Genomic DNA, 22,968 nt, shown 5'->3' with positions numbered 1-22,968 from the left:
GGCGCTTAGGGCGAAGCCAGCATCTCGGAAAAGGCCTTGGTCAGCATCGACGGCGCCATCGTGATCGATTGCGCCAGCAACACCTCGACCGGGATCGGCGGGTTGAGGTCCTTGATCGCGAACTGTCCGGCAAACGTGTTGGCGACATAGGGGTTGACGACGCCGATCCCGACGCCGGCAGCGACCAGCGCGCAGATGGTGATCGACGAGTTGGTCTCCACCGCGACATCCTCGGGATAGCCGCCCACGGCCAGCAATTCGCGCATGCGGATGACGATATTGTCGGAATCGTTGAGCAGGATCAGCCGGTAGCGCTGGAGCATGTCGAGATCGACCGAGGGCAGGCCGGCGAGTTCGTGCTCGTGGGGCACGATGCAGACCGCCTTCGACCGGGCGATCGTCGTGCACTGAAACAAGGCCGTGTCCATCGTCCCGGTGGTGAGAGCGATATCGACCAGCTCCTGACGCAGATGCTCTTCGAGCTGCGGGGTCGCCTCCGTCTGCAGGTTGATGAAGGTGCCGGGGAAGCGCTGCATGAAGCGGTCGATCACCTTCGGCAGCAGGCCCGTGGCGAGCGTCGGGGTGCTGCCGATGCGCAGCACCCCCGCACCGGATTTCCGGAGGATGCCGACCACGGTCTCGATCTTCTCCAACCCCTCGAAATGCTTGCGGACCGATTGGTAGAGATGCCGCCCTTCGCGGGTCGGGCGCAGCCTTCCGTGATGCAATTCGAAGAGCTGCAGCCCGGCGGCCTGTTGCAGGTCGGCGAGCTTGCGGCTGATCGAGGGCTGGGTCGTGTTGAGCGCGATCGCGGCCTTGGTCGTCGTGCCGGTTTCCATCACCGTCTTGAAGACCTGGATCTGCTGGAAATTCAACGGCCTGCCCATGACGGTCCTCTCAGTGTCGACGGCGCCTGCTGTATATCATTTCTGCATACGGATGTTCTAAGAAAGAATTTTTTTTCATCCCCTTGAGGAATTAGCTTCGCGGCCTGTTCCTCACCGTTTTCGGATGACGGAACCGCTGCGGGCAGCTCCGCCCGGATCTCGAAAGCACAAGTGGCGGCGATGCACAGCCTGGTTCAACCGATCGCGCGAAGCTGCCCGACCCACCGGGTCGGGGGCGGCCCCGGCCATCACTTCTTCGGCTATTACGACAAGACCAACTGGGGCGCCGGCGATCGTCTGCTGCTCGGCCATCGTGTCGCGGCGCGCGACTTCGAGCTGATGCCGGACAGCGCCGCCGAAGTCGGCCATTTCGACCTGGCCGGTGACGGCGCCTTCCACCCGTGCGGGCGGACGACCGCCTGGAACTGGCAGATGGGCGCCCAGCTGCAATGGCTCGATGCGGCCCGCAGCGAACGGCTGATCTACAATGTCCGCACCCGTCACGGCAGGGGGCTCTATCCCGGCTTCGGCTCGGTCATCTTCGATCTCGCCAGCGGCAGCTCGCGGGACCTCGACACGCCGATCTATGTGGCGGCTCCCAATGGCCGTTACGCGCTGACCGTCGATTACGAGCGGCTCTACGTCACCCACCGCACCATCGGCTATGTCGGGCTTGCCGGCCGCCGCACCGACCTGCCGCTCTGCCCGGCCGATGACGGCATCCACCGGCTCGACATCGAGACCGGCGAGACCCGGCTGCTCGTCAGCTATGCCGATCTCAAGGCCCTGGATCAGCGCCCGTCCATGGACAAGGCGATCCACTGGGTCAGCCATATCGAGATCAACCCGTTCTCCAGCCGCATCCTCTTCCTGCATCGCTGGACCGAGCGCGTCGAGGACGAGACCTGCTTCCTCCATCGACTGATCACGATGGACCCCGACGGCGGCAATATCCGGCTGCTGGAATGCTCGGACCACCCGCTGCCGCAATTGCAGGATGATTTCGACCCGGGCGCGGTCGGCACCTTCGATTACGAGAAGTCCGAGTACCAGATTTCCCATCCGCTCTGGCGCGACGACGGCCACATCATCGTCTGGGGGCCGCATGCCGGCTCGATCCACTACCATCTCTACGCCGATGCGGAGCCGGTCGGCGTGTCCGTCATCGGCCGGGGCGTGCTGACCGAGAACGGTCACATGACCTATTCGCCGGTCGACCAGCGCTGGCTCCTGACCGACACCTACCCCGACCCCGCCAGCAACGAGCGGATTCTGATCCTCTACGACATCGCCAGGGGCGTCCGTCACGACATCGGCAGCTTCTACACCGATCCCGCGCTGACCAAGGAGAACCGTTGCGATCTCCATCCGCGCTGGAGCCAGGACGGCCGCCGCGTCTGCATCGATTCGATGCACGAGCATGAGCGGCAGATGTACGTGATCGACGTCTCGTCGATCGTCAGTTCTTAGCGAGGGAGGATCATCGACATGAAGACGATGCTATCGACTTGCCTGGGTGCTGCCGCAACGTGCCGCTGATCGTTCAGTTCTTCATCTGGTTTTTCGTCATGCCGGAGGTCTTGCCCACGACGGTCGGCGACTGGATCAAGAGCATCACGCCGAGCACCCAGGTCTTCGTCGTCTCCGTGCTGGCGCTCGGCTTCTTCACCGGCGCGCGCATCTGCGAGCAGGTCCGCGCCGGGCTCGCCGCCCTGCCGCCCGGCCAGCTCCGGGCCGCGCAGGCACTCGGTTTCCGGCTGGTCCCGGCATTCCGCCACGTGCTGCTGCCGCAATGCTTCCGGCGCATCCTGCCGCCGCTGACCTCCGAGTTTCTGATCATCTCGAAGAATTCCGCGGTCGCTTCGACGATCGGGCTGCTCGAACTCAGCGGCCAGGCGCGGCAGCTCGTCGATTTCACCGCGCAACCCTATGAATCCTTCATCGTGGTGACGCTCGCCTATATGGCGCTGAACGTCGCCATCCTGCGCCTGATGGAAGGGGTCCAGCGGCGCATCCGGCTTCCGGGCATGATGGGGGCCTGAGATGTTGGCGCTCGACTGGGACAGTATCTTGGCCGCCAGGGGGCGTGATCGGCGCGGGTGTCTTGGTCACGCTGCAAGTCACGTTGGTCGCCATTGCCGGCGTCATCGTCGGCGGCACCGGGCTCGCGATCCTCGCCGTTTCCGGCAACAAGGCCCTGCAGCTTTTCGCCAGGGTCTATGTCGCGCTCTTCCAGGCCGTGCCGTTTGTGACAGGGCGGCGGCCTGACCGCGCAGCGAGCCCCATCGACATGGCATCGGTATTTCCGCGCGCTCACCGACTGTGGCAATTCCGTCGAAACGGGCGAAGTCACGATCATCCGTGGCCTTTCAGGCCCGGTATCCCCAGCTTGAGAAGCCACGCCAACGCACTCGCTGGACAGGTGCGGTTCATGCCGCTGCCGAAAGGCTGAGGAGATTCGCGAGCGCTGCGCAAAAGCGCTCGCGCTTCTTTTGCGAGATCGCTTTCGTGCCCAATCCAAGCGATTGGAAAATCGAAGGAAAAAGTGGCGGAGACGGAGGGATTCGAACCCTCGATACCCTTGTGGGGTATGCTCATTTAGCAAACGAGTGCCTTCAGCCTCTCGGCCACGTCTCCGGCGAGAGGCTCTATGCCCGATTGCCGAGGCGTTTGACAAGTCTCGCCGGCAATTTCCTTTGCGCAGCCTGTGCATGTGTCCAAGCCAACCCCAGAGCACTCCCGTGTGAAGGGAGTGCTCTGGGGACCCCCGCAGCAACCAGCACAGCACACAGTCGAGCCCTGCGTCGGCTTGCCTTGCTCCTCCGCTGGCCAGCCACTAGATTGAACCTGTCCGTTGGGGTGCCGAAAGGCTGAGAGGCGTGTTCCGCGCCAACCCATCGTACCTGATCCGGGTAATGCCGGCGAAGGGAACGGTCTTCGGCTCGCAGATGTCTTGCTCGTGCCCCAGGCCGCTGCCTTTCCGGGAGCAGGGAAGAGCATGACGGCGCAACGCCTTCAGTCGGGCCTGAATGTCGCGGTGGTCGGCGCCGGCGTCGTCGGTTTAGCCTGCGCGACGGAACTGCTGGCGCGCGGCGTACAGGTAACCATCCATGAGCGCGGCCCGCGCGTCGGCGCCGAGGCTTGCTCCTGGTATGCCGGGGGCATGCTCGCGCCCTGGTGCGAGGGCGAGAGTGCCGAGGAACCGGTGATCCGGCTTGGTCAGCAGGCGGCCGATTGGTGGGAGCGCTATGCCGGCGGTGTCGTGCGCAATGGCACGCTTGTTGTGGCGCCCAGTCGCGATCGTTCGGAGCTGCGTCGTTTCGGGCAGCGCACCATCCAGTTCGAGGAGATCGACGGCGAAGCCATCGCCGGGCTGGAGCCCGATCTCGCCGGGCTTTTTTCGCGCGGGCTGTTCTTCGCGGGCGAAGGGCATCTCGACCCCCGTAGAGCCATCTTTGTGCTCGCCGAGCGTCTTGTCGCGAACGGTGCCGTCATTCAATTCGACAGCGCCGCGGAGCCGGCCGATCTCGATGCCGATATCGTGCTCGATTGCCGGGGATTGGCGGCCCGCGACGTCCTGCCGGATCTACGCGGGGTCAAAGGCGAGATGCTGCTGCTGCGCAGCGACGATATCAGCCTGTCGCGGCCGGTCCGGCTGCTCCATCCGCGCATCCCGCTCTACATCGTCCCGCGCGGCGACGGGCTCTTCATGGTCGGCGCGACCATGATCGAGAGCGGCGAGCGCCGCCGCATCTCCGCCCGCGCCATGCTGGAACTGCTCGGCGCAGCTTATGCGCTGCATCCGGCCTTCGCTGAAGCCGAGGTGGTCGAGATCGGCACTGATGCCCGCCCGGCCTTTCCCGACAACCTGCCGCGGCTGACGCGTCGTGGTCGGGTGATCCATGTCAACGGGCTCTATCGCCACGGCTTCCTGCTCAGCCCCGCCATGGCGCGGATGGCAGCCGAGGCCGCGCTGAACCCGCAATCCACACCGGAGATGCTGCATGACCTTGCTGCTTAACGGCGCGCCTCAGACCGTTGCCGCGAAGACCTTGGCCGAGGCGCTGGCCGAGCTGGGCTTTGCCGGCCGCATCGTCGCGACCGCGCTGAATGGCGATTTCGTGCCGGCCCGCAAGCGCGCCGAGACGGCCTTAAGCGAGGGCGACCACATCGAGATCGTCGCACCGATGCAGGGAGGCTGAGATGGCGTCCTTCTATGGTTTCGAGCCAGAGAACCCGCTCTTTCTGGGCACCGCGCAATACCCGTCGCCCGCCATCCTGGCCGAGGCGGTGAAGCGCTCCGGCGCCGAGGTCGTCACCGTGTCGCTGCGCCGGGAATCCTCCGGTGGTGCCGGACAGGCCTTCTGGGCGTTGATCCGCGAGCTCGGCGTCAAGGTTCTGCCGAACACGGCCGGCTGCCACACCGTCAAGGAGGCCGTGACCACCGCTCAAATGGCGCGCGAGGTCTTCGGCACCGACTGGATCAAGCTCGAGGTGATCGGCGAGGACGACACGCTCCAGCCGGACGTAATCGCGCTGGTCGAGGCTGCCCGCATCCTCACTGACGACGGCTTCAAGGTGTTCCCGTACACGACCGAGGACCTCGTCGTCGGCGGGCGCTTGCTCGATGCCGGCTGCGAGGTCTTGATGCCCTGGGGCGCGCCGATCGGATCGGGCAGGGGGCTCAACAACCCTTATGGCCTGCGCAGCATGCGCCAGCATTTCCCGGATGTGCCCCTCGTCGTCGATGCCGGCATCGGCCTGCCCTCTCATGCCGCGCAGGCGATGGAGCTGGGCTATGACGGCATCCTGCTCAACACCGCCGTCGCCAAGGCTGGCGATCCCGCCGCGATGGCGGAAGCCTTCGCGCTTGCCATCCGCGCCGGCCGTCAGGCTTTCGCCGCGCAGCCGATCGAGGCGCGCGACATGGCCGCTCCCTCCACGCCCGTCATGGGCAAAGCCTTCCTCGCCTGAAAGATTGCTGCCGCATGAAGTTCGATCCGTTCTATCCCATCTTCGACAGCGCCGATTGGCTGGAGCGGATGCTGCCGCTCGGCGTGAAGCTGGTGCAGTTGCGCGTCAAGGATCGCCCGGAGACCGAGGTCGCGCGCGAGATAGCCCGGGCGAAGACGCTCTGTGCCGCGGCCGGTTGCGTGCTCGTCGTCAACGACTACTGGAAGCTCGCCATCGCCGAGGGCTGCGACTTCATCCATCTCGGCCAGGAGGATCTCGACGACGCCGATCTCGATGGGATCCGCAAGGCGGGCCTGAAGCTCGGCATCAGCAGCCATGACGAGCCCGAGCTGGAGCGGGCGCTGGCGGCGAAGCCCGATTATGTCGCGCTCGGCCCGGTCTATCCGACGATCCTTAAAGCAATGCGCTTCGGTCCGCAGGGACTGGAGCGGCTCGGCGAATGGAAGCGCCGCATCGGCGAGCTGCCGCTGGTCGGCATCGGCGGCATCTCGCTGGAACGGGCGCCGGGCGTCTTCGAGGCCGGCGCGGACATCGTTGCGGCTGTGACCGACATCACGCTGAACGCCAATCCCGAGGGCCGGCTAAGGGCCTGGATCGCGGCGACGCGGAAGCGCGCGGCCTGAGAGGGCGCACGGCTGCGCTTCCAGGCTTGATATCGAACCCCTCCGTCATCCCGGACAAGCGGCGAAGCCGCGCCGATCCGGGATCCATCGTAGAGCGCGGAGCCCGACGATGGATCCCGGCGCTCCGCTTCGCTGCGGCCGGGATGACGGCGAGGTGTATGAAGCTCAGCTCTCCGCCTCGGCTGACATCGTGTGCCCGTCGACATGGCCGAGGCTGCGCTCGGGGTCGAGCCGGTCGCGCACGCGCTGCTTCAGCACCTTGGAATCCGGGAAGCCGCCATCGGCCTTGCGGTCCCAGATCAGCTCGCCGTCGTAATGGATCTGGAAGATGCCGCCGGTGCGCGGGATCAGAGCGACCTCGCCGAGATCCTGCCCGAAGGTCGAGAGCAGCTCCTGCCCGAGCCAGGCGGAGCGCAGCATCCAGTTGCATAGCGAGCAATAGGTGATGGCGATGCGGGGGGCGGGCTTGTTCTGGGTCATGATCGGTCACCGAAGCGGGAGGTCGTCTCCGACATCCCGCTTCGGGCGCTGTGATGCAAGCCCGAAAGCTGCATGGCCGATCAGCCGCCAGTTATGAGCTAAGTTTTTGTTTCAACTAAATAAAATGAAGACCCTCACGCCTCGTCGATATAGCGCCTGCGCAGGTGAGCCTTGAACACGGCTGCGTCGAGCGGCCGGCCGGTCGCTTCGGTCAGCAGGTCGTCGGTCGGGAGCAGCGAGCCCTTGTCGTGGATATTGGCGCGCAGCCAGCCGACCAGCGGGTTGAAATCGCCCTTGCCGATGCCGGGCAGGATCGCGCTTTCCGCCTTGCAGGCGGCATCGAAGATCTGGGCCGCGGTCATCGCGCCCAGCGTATAGGTCGGGAAATAGCCCCAGCCGCCGGACGGCCAGTGGATGTCCTGCAGGCAGCCGAGCCGGTCATTGGGTACGGTGACGCCGAGCAGGGACTTCATCCCGGCATTCCAGGCGGTGGGCAGCTCCGCGAGCGGCATCTCGTCGGCGATCAGCGCCTTTTCCAGCCGGTAGCGCAGGATGACATGGGCGGGATACGTGACCTCGTCGGCATCGACGCGGATGAAGCCGGGCTCCACGCGGGTATAGCGATGCCATAGTGCCTCGCTCTCCCAGGCCGGTCCCGTACCGCCGAAGCTCTCCCGCATCAGCGGCGCGGCGTAAGTGAGGAACTGACGCGAGCGGCAGGCCTGCATCTCCATCAGGAGCGACTGGCTCTCATGCAGGCTCATGCCGCGCGCGGCGCCGACCGGCTGGTTGAGATAGCTCTGCGGCCGGCCCTGCTCGTAAAGCGCGTGGCCAGTCTCGTGCAGCACGCCCATCAGCGCCTTGGTGAAATCGGCCTCGTCATAGCGCGTGGTGATGCGGACGTCGTTGTCGGCGCCGCCGCAGAACGGATGGGTCGAGATGTCGAGGCGGCCGCGCTCGAAATCATAGCCCAGCGCCGCCATGAACTTGAGGCCGAGCGCGCGCTGCGTCTCGGTCGCGAAAGGGCCTCCCAGCGCTGCCAGGGCCGGGCGGCGCGCCTGCACCGCCATCGCCTCTTGCGTGAAGGCCGGCAGGAAGGCAGCGAGATCGTCGAACAGCGCATCGATCTTGGCGGAGCGGCCATCGGGCTCGTAATCGTTGAGCAGCGCGTCATAGGCGGAGAGGCCGAGCTTCTCGCCCTTGGCCCGGCCGATCTGGCGCTGCAGGTTCAGAACCTCGGCGAGATAGGGCAGGAGTCCGGCGAAATCGGCATCGGCCCGCGCCTGACGCCAGCGCATATCGCAGGCCGAGATCGCCTTGCTCGACGCTTCCACCAGCTCGGAGGGCAGGGCGGTATCGACCGTCCAGACGCGGCGGATCTCGCGCAGGTTCGCCTTTTCCCAGGCGCCGAGGCTGCTGTCGCTCTCGGCCGCGCCGAGCCAGTCACCGATGCGGGCATCGGTCGAGAGGCCGTGGCGCATGACGCGCAGCAGCGCCATGCTTTCGGCCCGCGTCTCGGCAGCGCCTTTCGGCATCATCACATCGTTGTCCCATTGCAGGATGCCGATGGCGTTCGACAGCGCGGCGATGCGGCCGAAATGGGCGGAGAGGTCGGAATAGGCGGTCATGCAGCTCTCTGGTGTGGGAGTGGGCGGCGCAATTGAAGTGTTTTCGCCGGCCCGGACAAGCCGCGTCAGCAGCGCCGGGCCGGAACGACGATGGCGTGCGCTTCAGGCGAACAGCTTGGAATACTGCCGCGGCTGCGAGCGCAGATACTGGTTCGGCGCCTTGACGGTGGCGCCGAGCTGAGCCGCCGCGTGCCAGGGCCACCGCGGGTTGTAGAGGATGCCGCGTGCCAGCGCGACGAAATCGGCCTCGCCCGTGCCGATGATCGCCTCGGCCTGCTCGGCCTCGGTGATGAGGCCGACCGCCATGGTGGTGATGCCGGTCGCCTGCTTCACCGCGCGTGCCAGTGGCACCTGATAGCTCGGCCCGAGCGGGATCTTCTGCGTCGCCGACAGCCCGCCGCCGGACATGTCGATGAAGTCGGCGCCGCGCGCCTTGGCCGCCGCGGCGAAGGCGATGCTCTGCTCGATATCCCAGCCACCCTCGACCCAGTCCGTGCCGGAAATGCGGAAACCGACCGGGTAGCCCGCCGGCACCACCGCCCGTACCGCATCGAGAACCGCGAGCGGGAAGCGCATGCGGTTCTCCAGCGAGCCGCCATACTCATCCTCGCGCCTGTTCGAGAACGGCGAGAGGAACTGGTGCATCAGGTAGCCATGCGCGCCATGAAGTTCGATCGCGGCGAAGCCGAGCCGCACGGCCCGGCGGGCCGAATCCGCGAAGGCCTCGATCAGGCGGGCGATGTCATCCCCGGTGAGGGCGCGCGGCGGCCGCGGGTAGTTTTCGAAGCCGAGCTCGGACGGCCCCTCGACCGTCCAGCCGCCCTGGTCGAGGCCGAGCTGGCCGCCACCTTTCCAGGGCTGCGCGACGGAGGCCTTGCGGCCGGCATGGGCGAGCTGGATCGCGATCGGCATGTCTGACCAGCGCCGGGCGGAATCGAGCGCTTTGCCGAGCGCCGCTTCGGTCTCGTCGGACCAGAGACCGAGATCGAACGGGCTGATCCGGCCATCCGGCTCGACGGCCGTCGCCTCGATGATCAGGAGGCCGGCGCCGGACAAAGCGAGATGGCCGAGATGGATGGTGTGCCAGTCGCTGGCGCAGCCGTCCTGCGCCGAATACTGGCACATCGGGGCGATGACGATACGGTTGGCGAGCGTGAGGCTGCCAAGCTGATAGGGGCTGAAGAGCTGGCTCATGGCGGGATGGGGTCTCGGAAGGGGCAGGTTTCCCGCGCAGTCTAGAAGCCGCCGCGTGGCCAAGGCCAGTGGCCCTCGCGCAAACGCGATGCCCGATGCGTGCAGATGCACCTCGCGAGGCCGGCGATCCCGGTGCTAGCCTCGGGAGGACAGCCCCTGCTCCCGGAGACCGCCATGGCCGACGCATCCGATTCGGTTCAGCTCACCCGTGACGGTGGCGTCGCGATTCTGACGCTCAATCGGCCGGCGCAGCTCAACGCCATCGATGCGCCGATGGCGGAGCGCTTCCTCGCACAGGTGAAGGTGATTGCGGCCAGCGGCGATGTGCGCGCCATCCTGCTGCAGGGCAATGGCCGCTCCTTCTGCGTCGGGGGCGATATCTCGCAGTTTCTCGCCGGCAGCGATGTCGCGGCCGGTATCGAGGCGATCATGGCACCGATGCACGAGGCGCTGCGCTTGCTCGACGCCTTGCCGCAGCCCTCTGTCGCCTGCCTGCATGGAGCGGTCGCGGGCGGCGGCTTCAGCCTCGCACTCGCTTGCGATCTCGCGGTCGCGGCCGATGATGCCCGCTTCACCATGGCCTATTCCCGGATCGGCGCGACCTCCGATCTCGGCGGCACCTACCGGCTTGCCCGCCTCGTCGGCCAGCGCAAGGCACGCGAGATCGCGCTGCTTGCTGATGTGTTCGGGGCCGAGGAGGCGCTAAAAATCGGCCTCGTCAACCGCGTCGTGCCGGCCGCCCAGGCGCGCGACGAGGCCTTGGCAATGGCCCGCAAGCTCGCGGCGGGGCCGACCGGCGCCTATGGCCGCATCCGCACCTTGCTGGCGGAAGCTCCGGACGCCGATCTCGCTGATCATCTCGACGCAGAGCGCGACGCCTTCCGCGAGACGACGGCGACCGCCGATTTCCGCGAGGGCGTGACGGCCTTTCTGGAAAAGCGGCCGGCGGCCTTCACCGGTGGGTGATGGGCGGCTACGGCGCCTGTTCACCTTTGCGTGCGCCGCACAATCCGCTCCTGAAAATGCCGTAATCGGACATATGATAAGCAGGCTTACGATTTGGAGGCCTGCGAATGAAGCGACCTTTGCGGCGGGAATTGGTTTTCCAGCTCGTTGAAACCTCGCGGCTGCTCCGGACCTATGTCGAGCAGCGCGCCCGCCAGCACGGCACGACGCGAGCGCAATGGGGGGTGATGTCCCGCCTCAGGCGTCAGGAGGGGCTGAACCAGGCTGCGCTCGCCGAGCAGATGGACCTCCAGCCGATCTCGCTCGCGCGCCTCCTTGACCGCCTGCAGAGCCAGAACCTGATCGAGCGCCGCGAGGACCCTGCCGACCGCCGCGCCTATCGGCTCTTCCTCACCCCGGAGGGGCGGACGCTGGTCGACGAGCTCGATGCCGTCCGCACCGAGATCGCCGACGAGATTCTCGGAGAGGCCGAGGAGGACGCGATCCTGTCGGCGCTCGGCACGCTCTCGACGATCCGCGAGCAGATTCGCGCCCGATCCGAAGACAAGGCGCCGGCCTCCGCCGACGACGCAGCCTGAGCGAATGGACATCAGATGAAGCGTTCAGGATTGATCATCGGCGTCGTTGCCATCGGCCTTGCAGCCGGCGGAGCCTGGTATTGGCATTCGCGCTCGCCTGAGGTCGCGCATACGGCCCGCGGCGGGCGCGGTGAGGGGGCTCCGGTCGCGGTCGTCACGGCGGCCGCGATCCAGGCCGATTTCCCGGTGCGCAAGCACGCGATCGGCTTCGTCGAGACGCCGGCGAGCGTGCTTGTGCGCTCGCGCATCGACAGCCAGATCATGGCTCAGCACGTCACCGACGGGCAGTTCGTCAAGGCCGGCGACCTGCTCTTCACCCTCGACGATCGCGACATCAAGGCCCAGATCGCCAAGGACGAGGCGATGCTGGCCCGCGACGAGGCCACCCATACCCGCAACCTCGCCGATCTCGATCGTTACAAGCAGCTCTTCGCCCGCAATGCCGGAACGCAGGCACAGGTCGATCAGGCGACGGCCGATGAGCGCAGCTCCGCCGCCAGCATTCAGGGCGACCACGCGACGCTCGACGCCGATCGCCTCAAGCTGAGCTACACCCGCATCACCGCGCCGATCGACGGGCGCATCGGCACGGTGCAGGTCACGCCGGGCAATCTCGTCAATGCCAGCGCCAACAGCAGCGGCACCGGCCTCCTGACCATCACCCAGATGAAGCCGCTGCGCGTCTCCTTCGCGATGCCGGAGAGCGAATTGCCGACCCTGCAAGGAGCGCTGGCGGCCGCGAAGCCTGTGCCGGTGACCGCGCGGGTGCCGAACGCCGCCCGCACCGCAGCCGAGGGCAAGCTCAACTTCGTCGATTCCACCGTCGACATCACCTCCGGCACGATCACCGCCAAGGCCGCCTTCGCCAATGACGACCTCAGCCTTTGGCCCGGGCAATATGTCGATGTCGAGATCATTCCTGAGACCCTGACGGGTGTCGCGGTGATCCCGACCGTCGCTGTCCAGACCGGCCAGAAGGGGCCCTATGTCTTCGTCGTGAAACCGGATTCCACCGTCGATCTCCGCCAGATCAAGGTCGCGCTCAGCGATGGCGAGCGTACGGCGGTGACCGAGGGCATCGCGCCGGGCGAGCGCGTCGTCACCGACGGCCAGATGCGGCTGAAGCAGGGCACCAAGGTGCGCGAGCGCGCGGCCACCGGCGAGAAGCCGGCGCAGGCGACGCCGGTTGCGGAGGGCGCACGCTCATGAATGTCTCCGGTTTCTGCATCCGCCACCCCGTCGCGACCATTCTGATGTCGGTCTCGCTGGTGCTGGCGGGGCTCTTCGCCTGGCGCTTCCTGCCGGTCGCGGCCTTGCCGCGCGCCGAGTTCCCGGTCGTCAACGTCTCAGCGCAATTGCCTGGCGCCTCGCCAGACACCATGGCGACCTCGGTCGCGACGCCCTTGATCAAGCAGTTCGCCACCATCGCCGGCATCGATTCGATCTCGACCACCAATTCGCAGGGCTCGACCTCGATCGCGATCCAGTTCGTGCTGAACCGCGATATCGACGCGGCGGCCGCCGACGTCCAGGCCGCGATCGCCCGCACCCAGCGGCAATTGCCGATCGAGATGACGACGCAGCCGAGCTACCGCAAGGTGAACCCGGCCGATGCGCCGATCATCCTGATGGCGCTGAAGAGCGATGTCGTGCCGCTGTCGCAGCTCGACGCCTTCGCCCAGCAGGTGATCTCGCCGGCGCTCTCGACCGTGGACGGCGTCGCGCAGGTGCTGATCTGGGGCAGCCAGAAATATGCGGTGCGCATCCAGATCGACCCGACGGCGCTCGCCGCACGCGGCATCGGCCTCGACGAGTTGCAGCAGGCGATCACCGCGACCAACGCCAATACGCCGGTCGGCACGATCCAGAACTCGGCACAGCAGCTCACCATCCAGGCAAAGACGCAGCTCGCCGATGCCGCCCAGTTCGCCCACGTCATCATCACCACGCGCTCTGGCAAGCCGGTCCGGCTCGGCGACGTCGCCAAGGTGATCGATTCCGTCGAGAACACCCAGACCCGCAGCACCTATGACGGCATGCCCGCGATCGTGCTTGCCGTGCAGCGCCAGCCCGATGCCAACACCGTCGAGGTGGTCGACCGCGTCAAGGCGATGATCCCGGCCTTCGAGGACCAGTTGCCGGCGGCAGCCTCCCTCTCGCTGCTGAACGACCGCTCGACCTCGATCCGCCAGGCGGTGGAGGACGTGCAGTTCACGCTGCTGCTCACCATCGCGCTCGTGGTGATGGTGATCTTCGTCTTCCTGCGCCGGGTCGCCGCGACCTTCATCCCGGCGGTCGCCGTGCCGATCTCGATCATCGCCACGCTGGCGGTGATGTACCTGCTCAACTTCTCGATCGACAACATCTCGCTGTTGGGGCTCACGCTCTCGGTCGGCCTCGTCGTCGACGACGCCATCGTCATGCTCGAGAACATCGTCCGCCACATGGAGGAGGACGGCCTCTCGGCCTACGACGCCGCGCTCAAGGGCGCTGGCGAGATCGGCTTCACCATCATCTCGATCTCGCTCTCGCTGGTCGCGGTCTTCATCCCCGTGCTGCTGATGGGCGGCGTCATCGGCCGCATCTTCAACGAGTTCGCGGTGGTGGTGACGGTCTCGATCCTCGCTTCCGCCTTCGTCTCGCTGACGCTGACGCCGATGCTCTGCTCGCGCTTGCTTTCCGGCTATTCCGAGCATCATCAGGAGAACGCGCTCGGCCGCTGGCTGGAGAAGGGCTTCGACAAGCTGCTTGCTGGCTATGATGCTGGCCTGAAATTCTGCCTGCGCTTCCAGCCGCTGATGCTCATCGCCTTCTTCCTGACCATGGCCGGCAGCGTTTGGCTGCTCCAGAGCGCGCCGAAGGGCTTCTTCCCGCAGGAGGATATCGGCCAGCTCCAGGTCTCGACCGAGGCGCGGCAGGACATCTCCTTCGACGCGATGCAGAAATTGCAGGCCGAGGTCGCCGAGGTCTTCCGCAAGTCGCCTTATGTCGCGCATGTCGCCTCGACCGTCGGCGGCAATGGCGGCGGTGGCAGCGCGCTCAATGCCGGCCGCCTTTTCGTCGAACTGAAGCCGCTCGACGAGCGGCCTAAGATTGACGCCGTGCTGGCCTCGCTCAGGCGCGATCTCGCTCAGGTCGCGGGCATCAGCACCTATATGACACCCGTGCAGAACCTGCGCATCGGCGCTCGTTCCTCGAAGAGCCAGTACCAGCTCGTCGTGCAGGGGCTCGACCAGCAGCAGATGAACGGTTGGGCGGTGCGCCTTGCCGACGCGATGAGCCGCGACCGCTCGGCCTTCGTCGACGTCACGACCGACCTGCAGGACAACGCCCTGCAGGCGACGGTCGTGGTCGATCGCGACAAGGCCAATGCGCTCGGCATCGGTTCCGACATCCTGCGCGCGACGCTCTATTCCGGCTTCGGAGTTCGGCAAGTCTCGACGATCTACACCGCCGGCGACAGCTACAATGTCGTCGTCGAGTTCAATCCGAACGAGCACTGGACGCCGGAGCGCCTGAACGCCATCCGCGTCCGCACCAAATCCGGCACGCTGGTGCCGCTCGGCGCCATCGCCCGGATCGAGCGCACGGCCGGCCAGCTCACCGTCAACCAGCTCGGCCAGCTTCCGGCGGTGACGATCTCCTACAACCTGCCGGCCGGCGTCGCGCTCGGCGACAGCGTCAATCGCATCGCGGCGATCAAGGACGAACTCGGCTTGCCCCGGTCGATCTCGACCACGCTTGCCGGCACGGCCAAGACCTTCCAGGATTCGCTCGCCAACCAGGGCTTGCTGATCGCCGGCGCGATCCTGACGATCTATATCGTGCTCGGCATCCTCTACGAGAGCTTCATCCACCCGCTGACCATCCTGACCGGCCTGCCATCGGCGGCGGTCGGGGCGCTCGGCGCATTGAGACTCTTCGACCTCGAGCTCTCGGTCATTGCCATCATCGGGCTTCTGATGCTGATCGGCATCGTCAAGAAGAACGCGATCATGATGATCGACGTGGCGCTGGTGCTCCGGCGCGAGGGCCAATCGGCGCAGGAGGCGATCCACCAGGCTTGCGTGATGCGCTTCCGGCCGATCCTGATGACGACGCTGGCCGCGCTGATGGGCACCTTGCCGATCGCGCTCGGTGCCGGCGCCAGCGCCGAATTGCGTCAGCCGCTCGGCATCGCCGTGGTCGGCGGCCTGATGATCTCGCAGGTGCTGACGCTGTTCATCACGCCCGTCCTGTTCCTCTACATGGACAGGCTCTCGGAAGGGCTGGTGAAGCTCGGCGGTTCTATCCGCGGGACGAAGCAGGCGCCGCCGCCGGTCACGCATCCGGCGGAGTGATGCGCTGCTCCGTCATTCTCGGGCTGAGCGAAGCGCAGACCCGAGAATCTCAGGAAGGCGAGGCTCGGGAGCCTTCGCGGCGGGAGATGCTCGGGTCAAGCCCGAGCATGACGCCTGAACTTAGCCTCAGGCCGCGTCGAGCCCATACAGCGAGTGCAGCGTGCGCACCGCAAGCTCGGTATAGGCCGAGTCGATCAGCACCGAGAACTTGATCTCGGAGGTGGTGATCGCGCGGATGTTGATGCCCTTCTCGGCCAGCGCCCGGAAGGCGCGCGCCGCGACGCCCGCATGCGAGCGCATGCCGACGCCGATCGCCGAGATCTTCACAACGTCCGTCGCGCCCTGGATCTCCTGGTAGGAGATCGTGTCGTGCTTGCTCTCGAGCAGCGTCCTGGCGCGCTCGTAATCGGCCGTCGGCACGGTGAAGGTGATGTCGGTCGTCGCCTGGTCGTCCGAGACGACCTGGATGATCATGTCGACATTGATATTGGCATCGGCGAGCGGGCCGAAGATCGCCGCGGCGACGCCGGGCTTGTCGGCCACGCGGCGGAGGGTGATCTGGGCTTCGTCCCGGGAGAAGGCGATGCCGGTGACGATCTGCTGTTCCACGATGTCGTCCTCGTCGCAGATGAGGGTGCCAGGATTGGGATTGTCGGGGTCGTCGAAGGAGGAGCGCACATAGGTCGGCACGCGCTGGGTCATGGCGATCTCGACCGAGCGCACCTGCAGCACCTTGGAGCCGAGCGAGGCCATTTCGAGCATTTCCTCGAAGGAGACCTTGTCCATGCGCCGGGCCTTCGGCACCACGCGCGGATCGGTGGTGTAGACGCCGTCGACATCGGTGTAGATGTCGCAGCGATCGGCCTTGAGGCCGGCCGCGAGCGCGACCGCGCTGGTGTCCGAGCCGCCGCGACCGAGCGTGACGATGCGATGCGTGCGCGGGTTCATGCCCTGGAAACCGGAGCAGACCGCGATCTCGCGGTTGCGGTCGAAGCCCGCGAGGATACCGGCGCCGTCGACGCTCTCGATCCGGGCAGAGCCATGCGCGTCGGAGCCGTAAAGCGGGATCTGCCAGCCCTGCCAGGAGCGCGCCGGCATGCCCATCTCCTGGAGGACGATCGCCATCAGCCCGGAAGTGACCTGCTCGCCCGAGGCGACGACGGTGTCGTACTCGGCCTGATCGAACATCGGGGCTGCTTCCTTGCACCAGCCGACGAGCTCGTTGGTCTTGCCCGACATCGCGGAAACCACGACCGCGACCTCGTGGCCGGCGTCGAACTCGCGTTTGACGTGGCGCGCCGCGTTCTTGATCCGCTCGACAGTGGCGACAGAGGTGCCGCCGAATTTCATCACCAGACGGGCCATGACGGTCTTTTCGATAGCTGTCCCGGCCGGGGCCGGGTCGAAAACTCGCCCTCGCACTTGCGGCGGGGCGGGTGTAGATGACGGGCGACAGGCGCGGTGTCAATGCGGCATCGCATAAGCGAAGGACCGGTTCATGGCGGCTGCGACCCAGCGCACAGGCTCGACGATCGACCCGGCCGAGGTCGCCCGCTTCGATGCGATCGCCCGTGACTGGTGGGACCCGAAGGGGCCCATGGCCGTCCTGCACAAGTTCAATCCGGTCCGGCTGGCCTATGTCCGCGACGAGGCCTGCGCCCATTTCGGGCGGGATCCGAAGACGATGCGGGCGCTCGGTGGCCTGAGCCTCGTCGACATCGGCTGCGGCGGCGGCGTGCTTTCGGAGCCGCTCGCGCGGCTGGGCGCGGAGGTCACCGGCCTCGATCCGGCCCCGACCAATATCGCGGTCGCGCGCGCCCACGCCGAGAAGAGCGGGCTTTCGATCGACTATCGCGAGGAGACGATCGAGGCAGTGGTCGAAGCCGGCAAGCGCTTCGACATCGTGCTGGCGATGGAGGTGGTCGAGCATGTCGCCGATGTCGAGGCCTTCGTCGCCGCCTGCTGCGCGGCGGTGAAGCCGGACGGCCTGCTGGTGATGGCGACGCTCAACCGCACGCTGAAATCCTACGCGCTCGCCATCGTCGGCGCGGAATACGTGCTGCGCTGGCTGCCGAAGGGCACGCATGACTGGGAAAAGTTCGTGACCCCGGCCGAACTCGGCGGCGCCATCAAAGGCAACGGCTTTACGATCGGCACGCAGACCGGCGTGGTCTTCAACCCGCTGACCGGCCGCTGGAGCGCTTCGCGCGACATGGATGTGAACTACATGCTCGCCGCCAGCCGGGGCGGTCAGGCCTGACGCTCAATCGTTCTGCCCGGCGAGCTTTTCGCTTGCGGCGGTGATCCGTTGCAGCAGATCGGCCGGGAAGATTTCCGTGATCCGGGCCTGGGTGGCCTTCCAGGCCGGCAAGGCTTCTTGAAGGCGCCTGAGCCCGCTCTCCGTCAGCCAGACGGCGCGCCGGCGCAGATCCTTCTCCACCGACGCGATCTCGATCAGCCCGTCGCGTTCCAGCCCTCTCAGGTTCCGGGACAGCGTCGAGGGGTCGAGTCCGGCGCGCGCCGCCAGCGCAGCCATGCGGTCGTCCGCGCTCGTCGCGATCAGCGCCATGAGGCCGAGTTGCGCGACGCTTAATCCGCTGTCCTGCAACGCATCTTCATAGAACTGCGTGACCCGCCGCGCAGCTTGCCGGATGGCCAAGCCGGGGCAGCTGGCGGCCAGCATCCGTACGTCGTCCCGCAATCCGCTCTGTCTGTTCATGGCGAATCGGAATTTACATGTAGATACAATAATTGCATATACATCTAATTACCTTCCGGGAATCCGCCATGCCCATCGACATCCTGAGCCGTATCGGCGGCACCACGCTCCTGCCGCTGCGCCGGATCGTGCCGGCGAATGGCGCGCGCGTCCTCCTGAAGATCGAGAGCGAGAACCCGACCGGCAGCATGAAGGACCGGATGGCCCTGGCGATGATCGAGGCGGCTGAGCGCGATGGGCGGCTCAAGCCCGGTGGCAGCGTCGTCGAATACACCGGCGGCAGCACCGGCGTTTCGCTCGCGCAGGTCTGCGCGGTGAAGGGCTACCGCCTGCACATCGTTACGTCGGATGCCTTCGCTCGCGAGAAGCTGACCCATATGCGCCTGCTCGGGGCCGAGCTGACGATCATCCCCAGCGAATCCGGCCGCATGACCGAGAAGCTGACGAAGGACATGATCGAGGCGGCCCGCGTCATCGCGGCCGGGACTGGGGCGTTCTGGACCGACCAGATGCGCAATACCGACCAGCTCGCGGCCTATGACCGGCTGGCGGACGAGATCTGGGAGCAGACCGGTGGTCGCATCTGCGGCTTTGTCCAGAGCGTCGGCACGGCTGCCTCCCTGCGCGGGACGGGGGAAGCCTTGCTCAGGCACGACCCCAAGGTCGTGCTGATGGCGGTCGAGCCGGCCGAATCCGCGGTGCTGTCGGGCGGCCCGACCGGCGCGCACAAGATCGACGGCATCGGCGCCGGCTATGTCGTACCGCTCTGGCGGGCCGATCTCGTCGACGCCATCGAGCCGGTCTCGACGGATGAGGCGACGGCGATGGCGTTGCGTCTGGCGCGGGAGGAGGGGCTGTTTGCGGGCACCTCGACCGGCGGCAATGTCACGGCCGCATTGCGCCTGGCCGAGCGCCTCGGCCCCGGCGCGACCATTGTCACGCTGATGTGCGATACCGGGATGAAATACCTGAACAGCTTCGGCGCGAGGCTCGACGTCTGACGCTCAGGGGCGGATGACCGCCAGTCCGATCAGCAGCAGCAGGCCGGAGCCCGTCGCGATGGCGGCCCGCACCGCCTCGGCCGGAAAGCGCGTCGGGATGCCGTAGCGGTGCCAGAGCCAGGCCCCGGCGAAGGCGCCGAGCAGCACAATGCCGGTATTGAGCATCACGCCGAAGCCGGCATCTTTGAGCAGAACATCGGCGAACCAGCCGAGCAGCATCGCGCCGAGCACGATCATCGTGACGAGCAGGAACACGGACAGCATGGGCATGTCGGGCACGCCGATCATCTTCAGCAGACCGGGCATCGTTTCTCCTTAGAGCATCGGCCCGAAAAATGGGGAGCGGTTTTCGGGCCGATGCAAAATCAGAAACCCGAAGCATCGGACTGAATGTAGGCATTCGGTCCGATGCGCGAGCGTCGCGCAGGCCATCAGCATCGTGGCAAACGATGAAGAAAGCGCAAGCGTTGGAAAGAGGGGGTTTTGCGCTGCGGTGTGATTCCTTAGGTTAATGGCGCAGCGCAACATATGGTGCATGATCGGCGTCCCAGTCCGAGGCAGAGCTCCGGGCCGGGCAACGACGGAAGAGAGAGCAGGGGAGACGACCATGTCCAAGTCGCAGGCCGCCGTGAAGCCGCTCAAGGATCTCTACGAGCTCGATGAACTGCCGCCGCTCGGCCATGTCCCGGAGAAGATGTACGCCTGGGCGATCCGGCGCGAGCGCCATGGAGCGCCGCAGGAGAGCTTTCAGGTCGAGGTCGTGCCGACCTGGTCGATCGGCGAGGAGGAGGTGCTGCTCCTCGTGATGGCCGGCGGCGTCAACTACAACGGCATCTGGGCCGGCCTCGGCCAGCCGATCTCGCCCTTCGACGTCCACAAGGCACCGTTCCACGTCGCCGGCTCCGATGCCTCGGGCATCGTCTGGGCGGTCGGCTCCAAGGTGAAGCGCTGGAAGGTCGGCGACGAGGTCATCGTCCACTGCAACCAGGATGATGGCGACGACGAGGAGTGCAATGGCGGCGACCCGATGTTCTCGTCCACCCAGCGCATCTGGGGCTACGAGACGCCGGACGGCTCCTTCGCCCAGTTCTGTCGGGTGCAGTCGCGCCAGCTGATGCACAAGCCCAAGCACCTCGCCTGGGAGGAGGCCGCCTGCTACACGCTGACGCTGGCCACCGCCTATCGCATGCTGTTCGGCCATGCCCCTCACACCATCAAGCCCGGCGACAACGTCCTCGTCTGGGGCGCGTCCGGCGGCCTCGGCGTCTTCGGCGTGCAGCTCTGCGCGGCCTCCGGCGCCAACGCCATCGGCGTGATCTCCGACGAGACCAAACGCGACTACGTGCTGAGCCTCGGCGCCAAGGGCGTGATCAACCGCAAGGATTTCAACTGCTGGGGCCAGATGCCCAAGGTCAACTCGCCCGAGTACAACGAGTGGACCAAGGAGGCCCGCAAGTTCGGCAAGGCGATCTGGGACATCACCGGCAAGAAGGATGTCGACATCGTCTTCGAGCATCCGGGCGAGGCGACCTTCCCGGTCTCCTGCCTGGTCGCCAAGCGCGGCGGGATGGTGGTGTTCTGCGCGGGAACCTCGGGCTTCAACATCACCTTCGACGCCCGCTATGTCTGGATGCGGCAGAAGCGCGTGCAGGGCTCGCATTTCGCCCATCTCAAGCAGGCCAGCGCCGCCAACCAGTTCGTCATCGACCGGCGCATCGACCCTTGCATGTCCGAGGTCTTCCCCTGGGACAAGATCCCGCTCGCCCATCACAAGATGTGGAAGAACGAGCATGCGCCGGGCAACATGTCCGTGCTGGTCTATGCCCCGCGCACGGGCCTCAGGACCTATGAGGACGTGGCGGAGGCTCTGACGGGCTGAGGCGGTTCAAGCCGCTCAGGCGGCGCGCCCGCCGGCATTCGCCGCTTCCATGCGGCGCAGGAAGTCGTCGACCGAGGTGGCAAGCGATCCGGCCACCTCGGCCATCACCTCGGCCGCCTGGCGGGCCTTCCCGATCTCGGCCTTGGTCTCGCCCACCGCGTTGTAAGCTTCTTCGACGCGTTCGGTCGCCTGGCGGCTGTGGTCCGCCGCAGAATCGATATTGCTCGCCATCGCGGCGGTCGAGGCCCGCTGCTCCTCGACGGCCGAGACGATCGCATGCGTGACGTCGTCGACATCGAGGACGGCCTGGCGGATCGCTTCGATCGAGCGCGTGACATTCCCGGCCGACGCACCGATCGCGCCGATCCGGGCGATGATCTCGTTGCTGGCCTCGGCTGTCTGCGCGGCGAGACCCTTGACCTCGGCGGCGACGACGGAGAAGCCGCGCCCGGCCTCGCCGGCACGCGCCGCCTCGATCGTCGCGTTGAGGGCGAGCAGGTTGGTGCGCCCGGCGATGGCCTGGATCATTTCGACGATACCGGTGATGCCCAGCATCACCGCCGAGAGTTGGGCGATGTCGGTCATCGCCGTCGCGCTGATCGAGACGGTATCGCTGATCACAGCGCCGGCGCGATAGGTCCGCTCGCCGATCAGGGCGATCGCGTCGTTGAGATGGCCGGTGCCGGCGGCGATGGCGTCGATCTCGCCAGTGGCGCTCGCGGCGGCGCTGCGGGCGGCTCCAGCCTGGTTCGCGGTGGTTTCGGCTGCGCCGGAGAGCGAGGCCGTGCTGGCCGCGATGCCCCGGGTCTCGCGCCTCACCACGTCCTGGAAGCCTGCCATCGACTGGCGGAAAGCCGCGACGACTTCCATCAATTCCTGATGCCGCCGGCTCGTCTCGTCGCGTTCCGCCAGGGCGTCTTGCTGGAGCCGGGCGCGCTCCCGGCTGCTTTCGATCGCGGCATTGCGGCCGCGCACGGCGTCCGCCAGCGTCGCGCCATAGGCCGTGACGTGCCGGGTCATGAATACGAGATAGAGCGCGAGCAGCACTGCGGCCGTCGCTGCGGTCTCTAGGGAATGCTGGGCGAAGGCGAGAGTGCAGGTCGCGCCGAGCGTGATGCCATAGATCAGCGCCGCGCGCGGCACGACGACGAAGCGGGTCATGCCGCTCGCGATCATGCCGGTGATGACGAGGCCGATCGCGATATTCTCGCGGGGATCGGTGGTCGGGCCGGCGATCCAGGGCAGCACGCCCCAGATCAACCCGAGAACAGGCGCGCGCAGATGCACGATCCGCATCGGCCAGGGCGAGCGCTCATGCAGGCGGTTGCGCCAGGCGGCGAGATCGAGCCCCATCGACAGCGAGTAGGCCAGCGTGACCGTAACCCAGCCGATCAGGACGGGCACGCGGTCCGGGCGCCACAGTATGGCCGCGACGGCGACCACGGCGGCAAAGTTCAGGATGGCCGAGGCCAGCGCATTGCGTGCGAAGGTGGCGAAGCCTTCATGCTCGCTGTCGAGCAGTTCGGCGCCTTCGGCAGGAAGAGGGGGAGAATCGCTGGGCATCGTCACAAACGTTGGTCGCAGGCGACATTGCGCCGGCCGCATTGAGGATTGGTTGACGATGCGGAAGGGGGTGCTTCGGATTTCGTTAACGATTGCGGCGCGCGCGTCGGCGGCTCTGCTCGCTTAGAGGCGGTCG

General features: G+C 66.6%; 22 protein-coding genes, 1 tRNA gene and 1 riboswitch. Of the genes, 14 read left to right on the top strand and 9 right to left on the bottom strand.

Annotation, left to right across the window (positions count from 1 at the left end; all coding sequences use genetic code 11):
* Window positions 1-5: 5 nt before the first annotated feature.
* A complete protein-coding gene (locus tag AC3WMA_RS02570) occupies window positions 6-887 on the bottom strand; it encodes a LysR substrate-binding domain-containing protein (RefSeq protein WP_492283838.1) in 882 nt (293 codons plus the stop codon).
* Between the two features lie 180 nt (window positions 888-1,067).
* Here AC3WMA_RS02570 and AC3WMA_RS02565 point away from each other — a divergent pair, with 180 nt between their 5' ends.
* From AC3WMA_RS02565 to AC3WMA_RS02555, 3 genes are all read left to right on the top strand, one after another.
* Window positions 1,068-2,357: a hypothetical protein gene (locus AC3WMA_RS02565; RefSeq protein WP_492283837.1), complete on the top strand. Its 1,290-nt coding sequence runs from the start codon at window positions 1,068-1,070 to the stop codon at window positions 2,355-2,357.
* A 59-nt stretch (window positions 2,358-2,416) separates the two neighbouring features.
* Window positions 2,417-2,929 (top strand): amino acid ABC transporter permease, encoded by a 513-nt coding sequence (locus tag AC3WMA_RS02560; RefSeq protein ID WP_492283836.1) that lies wholly within the window; start codon window positions 2,417-2,419, stop codon window positions 2,927-2,929.
* Between the two features lie 62 nt (window positions 2,930-2,991).
* Window positions 2,992-3,339, top strand: coding sequence for a hypothetical protein (locus AC3WMA_RS02555; protein ID WP_492283835.1), 348 nt, complete (start codon window positions 2,992-2,994; stop codon window positions 3,337-3,339).
* A gap of 94 nt (window positions 3,340-3,433) precedes the next feature.
* Here AC3WMA_RS02555 and AC3WMA_RS02550 read toward each other — a convergent pair.
* Window positions 3,434-3,524: transfer RNA gene (locus tag AC3WMA_RS02550), tRNA-Ser, on the bottom strand.
* A gap of 208 nt (window positions 3,525-3,732) precedes the next feature.
* A riboswitch (TPP riboswitch) is annotated at window positions 3,733-3,834 on the top strand.
* Window positions 3,835-3,912: 78 nt separating this feature from the next.
* On the opposite strand from AC3WMA_RS02550, the gene thiO reads away from it, so the two are divergent.
* The 4 genes from thiO to AC3WMA_RS02530 are packed head-to-tail and all read left to right on the top strand — an operon-like array spanning window position 3,913 to window position 6,484.
* Window positions 3,913-4,908: a glycine oxidase ThiO gene (gene thiO, locus AC3WMA_RS02545; protein ID WP_492284728.1), complete on the top strand. Its 996-nt coding sequence runs from the start codon at window positions 3,913-3,915 to the stop codon at window positions 4,906-4,908.
* Window positions 4,892-5,089, top strand: a complete 198-nt coding sequence (thiS, locus tag AC3WMA_RS02540; protein ID WP_492283834.1) for a sulfur carrier protein ThiS — start codon at window positions 4,892-4,894, stop codon at window positions 5,087-5,089. Before thiO ends, thiS begins: the two co-directional genes overlap by 17 nt.
* Window position 5,090: 1 nt before the next feature.
* On the top strand, window positions 5,091-5,861 hold the full coding sequence (locus AC3WMA_RS02535) for a thiazole synthase (protein ID WP_492283833.1): 771 nt from the start codon (window positions 5,091-5,093) through the stop codon (window positions 5,859-5,861).
* Window positions 5,862-5,875: 14 nt separating this feature from the next.
* Window positions 5,876-6,484, top strand: a complete 609-nt coding sequence (locus AC3WMA_RS02530) for a thiamine phosphate synthase (RefSeq protein WP_492283832.1) — start codon at window positions 5,876-5,878, stop codon at window positions 6,482-6,484.
* Between the two features lie 165 nt (window positions 6,485-6,649).
* On the opposite strand, the gene AC3WMA_RS02525 is transcribed toward AC3WMA_RS02530, so the two are convergent.
* From AC3WMA_RS02525 to AC3WMA_RS02515, 3 genes are all read right to left on the bottom strand, one after another.
* Entirely contained in the window at window positions 6,650-6,964 is a 315-nt protein-coding gene (locus tag AC3WMA_RS02525) for an Rdx family protein (protein ID WP_492283831.1), read from the bottom strand.
* Window positions 6,965-7,098: 134 nt separating this feature from the next.
* Window positions 7,099-8,592, bottom strand: a complete 1,494-nt coding sequence (locus tag AC3WMA_RS02520) for a carboxypeptidase M32 (protein ID WP_492283830.1) — start codon at window positions 8,590-8,592, stop codon at window positions 7,099-7,101.
* A 102-nt stretch (window positions 8,593-8,694) separates the two neighbouring features.
* Window positions 8,695-9,786, bottom strand: a complete 1,092-nt coding sequence (locus AC3WMA_RS02515; protein ID WP_492283829.1) for an NADH:flavin oxidoreductase/NADH oxidase — start codon at window positions 9,784-9,786, stop codon at window positions 8,695-8,697.
* A gap of 174 nt (window positions 9,787-9,960) precedes the next feature.
* Here AC3WMA_RS02515 and AC3WMA_RS02510 point away from each other — a divergent pair, with 174 nt between their 5' ends.
* From AC3WMA_RS02510 to AC3WMA_RS02495, 4 genes are all read left to right on the top strand, one after another.
* On the top strand, window positions 9,961-10,752 hold the full coding sequence (locus tag AC3WMA_RS02510; protein WP_492283828.1) for an enoyl-CoA hydratase/isomerase family protein: 792 nt from the start codon (window positions 9,961-9,963) through the stop codon (window positions 10,750-10,752).
* A gap of 107 nt (window positions 10,753-10,859) precedes the next feature.
* Window positions 10,860-11,330 carry a MarR family winged helix-turn-helix transcriptional regulator gene (locus AC3WMA_RS02505; RefSeq protein ID WP_492283827.1) on the top strand — a complete coding sequence of 157 codons (471 nt, stop codon included), beginning with the start codon at window positions 10,860-10,862 and terminating at the stop codon, window positions 11,328-11,330.
* A gap of 15 nt (window positions 11,331-11,345) precedes the next feature.
* Window positions 11,346-12,539 (top strand): efflux RND transporter periplasmic adaptor subunit, encoded by a 1,194-nt coding sequence (locus tag AC3WMA_RS02500; RefSeq protein WP_492283826.1) that lies wholly within the window; start codon window positions 11,346-11,348, stop codon window positions 12,537-12,539.
* Window positions 12,536-15,670 (top strand): efflux RND transporter permease subunit, encoded by a 3,135-nt coding sequence (locus AC3WMA_RS02495; RefSeq protein WP_492283825.1) that lies wholly within the window; start codon window positions 12,536-12,538, stop codon window positions 15,668-15,670. Before AC3WMA_RS02500 ends, AC3WMA_RS02495 begins: the two co-directional genes overlap by 4 nt.
* Window positions 15,671-15,796: 126 nt before the next feature.
* Here AC3WMA_RS02495 and AC3WMA_RS02490 read toward each other — a convergent pair whose 3' ends face one another.
* Window positions 15,797-17,035, bottom strand: a complete 1,239-nt coding sequence (locus tag AC3WMA_RS02490) for an aspartate kinase (RefSeq protein WP_492283824.1) — start codon at window positions 17,033-17,035, stop codon at window positions 15,797-15,799.
* Between the two features lie 133 nt (window positions 17,036-17,168).
* On the opposite strand from AC3WMA_RS02490, the gene ubiG reads away from it, so the two are divergent.
* The gene (gene ubiG, locus AC3WMA_RS02485) at window positions 17,169-17,930 is read left to right on the top strand and encodes a bifunctional 2-polyprenyl-6-hydroxyphenol methylase/3-demethylubiquinol 3-O-methyltransferase UbiG (RefSeq protein WP_492283823.1); all 762 of its coding nucleotides are present in this window, start codon (window positions 17,169-17,171) and stop codon (window positions 17,928-17,930) included.
* Window positions 17,931-17,933: 3 nt separating this feature from the next.
* On the opposite strand, the gene AC3WMA_RS02480 is transcribed toward ubiG, so the two are convergent.
* Window positions 17,934-18,353, bottom strand: coding sequence for a MarR family winged helix-turn-helix transcriptional regulator (locus tag AC3WMA_RS02480; RefSeq protein ID WP_492283822.1), 420 nt, complete (start codon window positions 18,351-18,353; stop codon window positions 17,934-17,936).
* A gap of 104 nt (window positions 18,354-18,457) precedes the next feature.
* On the opposite strand from AC3WMA_RS02480, the gene AC3WMA_RS02475 reads away from it, so the two are divergent.
* Window positions 18,458-19,390, top strand: coding sequence for a PLP-dependent cysteine synthase family protein (locus tag AC3WMA_RS02475; RefSeq protein ID WP_492283821.1), 933 nt, complete (start codon window positions 18,458-18,460; stop codon window positions 19,388-19,390).
* 3 nt (window positions 19,391-19,393) lie between these two features.
* Here the strand turns inward: AC3WMA_RS02475 and AC3WMA_RS02470 are convergent, their stop codons facing one another.
* The gene (locus AC3WMA_RS02470) at window positions 19,394-19,696 is read right to left on the bottom strand and encodes a hypothetical protein (protein ID WP_492283820.1); all 303 of its coding nucleotides are present in this window, start codon (window positions 19,694-19,696) and stop codon (window positions 19,394-19,396) included.
* A gap of 301 nt (window positions 19,697-19,997) precedes the next feature.
* On the opposite strand from AC3WMA_RS02470, the gene ccrA reads away from it, so the two are divergent.
* Complete coding sequence (gene ccrA / locus AC3WMA_RS02465; protein ID WP_492283819.1) at window positions 19,998-21,269, top strand: crotonyl-CoA carboxylase/reductase; 1,272 nt, start codon at window positions 19,998-20,000, stop codon at window positions 21,267-21,269.
* 15 nt (window positions 21,270-21,284) lie between these two features.
* On the opposite strand, the gene AC3WMA_RS02460 is transcribed toward ccrA, so the two are convergent.
* On the bottom strand, window positions 21,285-22,832 hold the full coding sequence (locus tag AC3WMA_RS02460; protein ID WP_492283818.1) for a methyl-accepting chemotaxis protein: 1,548 nt from the start codon (window positions 22,830-22,832) through the stop codon (window positions 21,285-21,287).
* Between the last annotated feature and the right edge of the window lie 136 nt (window positions 22,833-22,968).

This window comes from Allobosea sp. FW305-C-101 (genome assembly GCF_058783685.1).
This window is presented reverse-complemented; position numbering and strand designations above follow the sequence as displayed.

What these genes read in the sequence shown, in the direction of transcription:
- AC3WMA_RS02505 (WP_492283827.1), top strand. Translation starts at nt 10,860, where the DNA reads ATGAAGCGACCTTTGCGGCGGGAATTGGTTTTCCAGCTCGTTGAAACC.
- AC3WMA_RS02525 (WP_492283831.1), bottom strand. Translation starts at nt 6,964, where the DNA reads ATGACCCAGAACAAGCCCGCCCCCCGCATCGCCATCACCTATTGCTCG.
- AC3WMA_RS02530 (WP_492283832.1), top strand. Translation starts at nt 5,876, where the DNA reads ATGAAGTTCGATCCGTTCTATCCCATCTTCGACAGCGCCGATTGGCTG.
- AC3WMA_RS02515 (WP_492283829.1), bottom strand. Translation starts at nt 9,786, where the DNA reads ATGAGCCAGCTCTTCAGCCCCTATCAGCTTGGCAGCCTCACGCTCGCC.
- thiS (WP_492283834.1), top strand. Translation starts at nt 4,892, where the DNA reads ATGACCTTGCTGCTTAACGGCGCGCCTCAGACCGTTGCCGCGAAGACC.
- AC3WMA_RS02470 (WP_492283820.1), bottom strand. Translation starts at nt 19,696, where the DNA reads ATGCCCGGTCTGCTGAAGATGATCGGCGTGCCCGACATGCCCATGCTG.
- AC3WMA_RS02500 (WP_492283826.1), top strand. Translation starts at nt 11,346, where the DNA reads ATGAAGCGTTCAGGATTGATCATCGGCGTCGTTGCCATCGGCCTTGCA.
- ccrA (WP_492283819.1), top strand. Translation starts at nt 19,998, where the DNA reads ATGTCCAAGTCGCAGGCCGCCGTGAAGCCGCTCAAGGATCTCTACGAG.
- AC3WMA_RS02570 (WP_492283838.1), bottom strand. Translation starts at nt 887, where the DNA reads ATGGGCAGGCCGTTGAATTTCCAGCAGATCCAGGTCTTCAAGACGGTG.
- AC3WMA_RS02490 (WP_492283824.1), bottom strand. Translation starts at nt 17,035, where the DNA reads ATGGCCCGTCTGGTGATGAAATTCGGCGGCACCTCTGTCGCCACTGTC.
- AC3WMA_RS02520 (WP_492283830.1), bottom strand. Translation starts at nt 8,592, where the DNA reads ATGACCGCCTATTCCGACCTCTCCGCCCATTTCGGCCGCATCGCCGCG.
- AC3WMA_RS02565 (WP_492283837.1), top strand. Translation starts at nt 1,068, where the DNA reads ATGCACAGCCTGGTTCAACCGATCGCGCGAAGCTGCCCGACCCACCGG.
- AC3WMA_RS02460 (WP_492283818.1), bottom strand. Translation starts at nt 22,832, where the DNA reads ATGCCCAGCGATTCTCCCCCTCTTCCTGCCGAAGGCGCCGAACTGCTC.
- AC3WMA_RS02535 (WP_492283833.1), top strand. Translation starts at nt 5,091, where the DNA reads ATGGCGTCCTTCTATGGTTTCGAGCCAGAGAACCCGCTCTTTCTGGGC.
- AC3WMA_RS02510 (WP_492283828.1), top strand. Translation starts at nt 9,961, where the DNA reads ATGGCCGACGCATCCGATTCGGTTCAGCTCACCCGTGACGGTGGCGTC.
- AC3WMA_RS02475 (WP_492283821.1), top strand. Translation starts at nt 18,458, where the DNA reads ATGCCCATCGACATCCTGAGCCGTATCGGCGGCACCACGCTCCTGCCG.
- ubiG (WP_492283823.1), top strand. Translation starts at nt 17,169, where the DNA reads ATGGCGGCTGCGACCCAGCGCACAGGCTCGACGATCGACCCGGCCGAG.
- AC3WMA_RS02480 (WP_492283822.1), bottom strand. Translation starts at nt 18,353, where the DNA reads ATGCTGGCCGCCAGCTGCCCCGGCTTGGCCATCCGGCAAGCTGCGCGG.
- AC3WMA_RS02495 (WP_492283825.1), top strand. Translation starts at nt 12,536, where the DNA reads ATGAATGTCTCCGGTTTCTGCATCCGCCACCCCGTCGCGACCATTCTG.